Origin of the sequence: Sporosarcina psychrophila (genome assembly GCF_001590685.1) — a bacterium.
Taxonomy (GTDB): domain Bacteria; phylum Bacillota; class Bacilli; order Bacillales_A; family Planococcaceae; genus Sporosarcina; species Sporosarcina psychrophila.
In genome coordinates this window covers 15,001-17,500 of sequence record NZ_CP014616.1, presented here as the reverse complement: position 1 = coordinate 17,500, position 2,500 = coordinate 15,001, and the positions used below count along the sequence as shown (strand labels likewise).

Here is a 2,500-nt window from a genome sequence, read left to right as displayed (position 1 = left end):
AGCTGTTACAGCAAGGGGATTTATCCCTGAGTCCCTGATTTCACGCTGCCAAGAAAAGCCTCTAGCGAGGCGGGAGGTGCCTGTACCGCAAACCGACACAGGTAGGCGAGGAGAGAATCCTAAGGTGATCGAGAGAACTCTCGTTAAGGAACTCGGCAAAATGACCCCGTAACTTCGGGAGAAGGGGTGCTCTGGTAGGGTGTTAAAGCCCGAGAGAGCCGCAGTGAATAGGCCCAGGCGACTGTTTAGCAAAAACACAGGTCTCTGCAAAACCGCAAGGTGAAGTATAGGGGCTGACGCCTGCCCGGTGCTGGAAGGTTAAGAGGAGAGGTCAGCGCAAGCGAAGCTTCGAATTGAAGCCCCAGTAAACGGCGGCCGTAACTATAACGGTCCTAAGGTAGCGAAATTCCTTGTCGGGTAAGTTCCGACCCGCACGAAAGGCGTAACGATCTGGGCACTGTCTCAACGAGAGACTCGGTGAAATTATAATACCTGTGAAGATGCAGGTTACCCGCGACAGGACGGAAAGACCCCGTGGAGCTTTACTGTAACCTGATATTGAATTCCGGTGCAGCCTGTACAGGATAGGTAGGAGCCTTGGATTCCGGAGCGCTAGCTTCGGATGAGGCGTTGGTGGGATACTACCCTGGCTGTATTGGACTTCTAACCCATGCCCCTTATCGGGGCAGGAGACAGTGTCAGGCGGGCAGTTTGACTGGGGCGGTCGCCTCCTAAAGAGTAACGGAGGCGCCCAAAGGTTCCCTCAGAATGGTTGGACATCATTCGTAGAGTGCAAAGGCATAAGGGAGCTTGACTGCGAGACCTACAAGTCGAGCAGGGTCGAAAGACGGGCTTAGTGATCCGGTGGTTCCGCATGGAAGGGCCATCGCTCAACGGATAAAAGCTACCCCGGGGATAACAGGCTTATCTCCCCCAAGAGTCCACATCGACGGGGAGGTTTGGCACCTCGATGTCGGCTCATCGCATCCTGGGGCTGTAGTCGGTCCCAAGGGTTGGGCTGTTCGCCCATTAAAGCGGTACGCGAGCTGGGTTCAGAACGTCGTGAGACAGTTCGGTCCCTATCCGTCGCGGGCGCAGGAAATTTGAGAGGAGCTGTCCTTAGTACGAGAGGACCGGGATGGACATACCTCTGGTGTACCAGTTGTCTTGCCAAAGGCATCGCTGGGTAGCTATGTATGGACGGGATAAATGCTGAAAGCATCTAAGCATGAAGCCCCCCTCGAGATGAGATTTCCCATTACGCAAGTAAGTAAGATCCCTCAAAGAAGATGAGGTTGATAGGTCTGGGGTGGAAGCACGGCGACGTGTGGAGCTGACGGATACTAATCGATCGAGGACTTAACCAATTTGGAAAAGGGCTTGATTACCCTGATTCGTGTAGCACAATGTCTGTTTTATTCAGTTTTGAGCGAACAAGCTCAAAGAGTCTGGTGACGATTGCGAAGAGGTCACACCCGTTCCCATCCCGAACACGGAAGTTAAGCTCTTCAGCGCCGATGGTAGTTGGGGGTTTCCCCCTGCGAGAGTAGGACGTCGCCGGTCTCATTGAAAGGTCATTACCTTATAGGTAGTGGCTTTTTTTGTGTTTATTTTTAATTTTCAATAATGATTTGAGGTCGTGTTTGGCGATAAGTATAAAGTCGAAACATTCGCCTATCGTCAAAATGTGAATCTGACCTTATACTATGTTATGACTGTTAATTAACCACTATCTTAAATAAAGCACCTGTAAGAAATGCACAAAAGTCTACATGTAACCTTGTCCAGTTCCGGCTTGCTTTGGACGATATGATCACGCCACCTTTACCGCGAGTTAAAGGTGGCTGGAAATGAATGCTTCACCCCAGCCACATCTTTTTGGGAGGAATTTCAATTCATTTCTCCTTGGTCATCCTGTTACGATTATCTGTCCATCGCATACCTCCAAAGTTCAAATGAAAAATGCAACTATTTTGGAAGAGGAACGAATAACTGTCTTTCTAGAGAGGAAAGTGGTTATGCACTTGTTCCCAAAAGCTTTAGCACTTCGCATACTAGAATGTTTGGAGAGTGACGGATGAACGACCACCCTACATAGCAGAAATCCCTATAATGGGTACAGTAGTCATTCAGTCCAAATCAACCCAACAGCACCTGTAGATGGGGCTTCTAGTGTTTAATCGTAAAAGTAAGCAGTCATTACTGGTTAACTGTGGGTAATCAACACATGTGGTACTATGTTATATTTTAAAGTTGATTTAATGAAAATTAAAATAGACTTGGATCTACAATAGTAGATCCAAGTCTATTTCGCTATAAATTATGAGAGCGGAATGTTTAATAAGTGCATCCCCTAGTTTTCATGCACAATTTCGATTCTGTTAAATCCTCCAAACTGTGGATTTGAATCTAATTGAGTATAGTAGCTTACATCTATTTCGTCACCTACAGTTAAAGTCCCAGGAACGTCTTTCATAGGTAGCCATACCGATGATGTTCG

General features: G+C 47.8%; 1 protein-coding gene and 2 rRNA genes (2 of these 3 running past the window's edge). 2 read left to right on the top strand and 1 reads right to left on the bottom strand.

Features of this window, described 5'->3' with window-relative positions; genetic code table 11:
* Positions 1 to 1,367, top strand: a 23S ribosomal RNA gene (locus tag AZE41_RS00055) (it extends 1,565 nt beyond the left edge of the window).
* Positions 1,368 to 1,447: 80 nt separating this feature from the next.
* Positions 1,448 to 1,563, top strand: a 5S ribosomal RNA gene (rrf, locus tag AZE41_RS00050).
* Between the two features lie 790 nt (positions 1,564 to 2,353).
* Here the strand turns inward: rrf and AZE41_RS00040 are convergent.
* Positions 2,354 to 2,500 carry the final stretch of a DUF3221 domain-containing protein gene (locus AZE41_RS00040; protein WP_067204057.1) on the bottom strand. It continues 240 nt past the right edge of the window, so 147 of the gene's 387 nt are visible here — the last part of the coding sequence; the start codon falls outside the window, past its right edge; its stop codon occupies positions 2,354 to 2,356.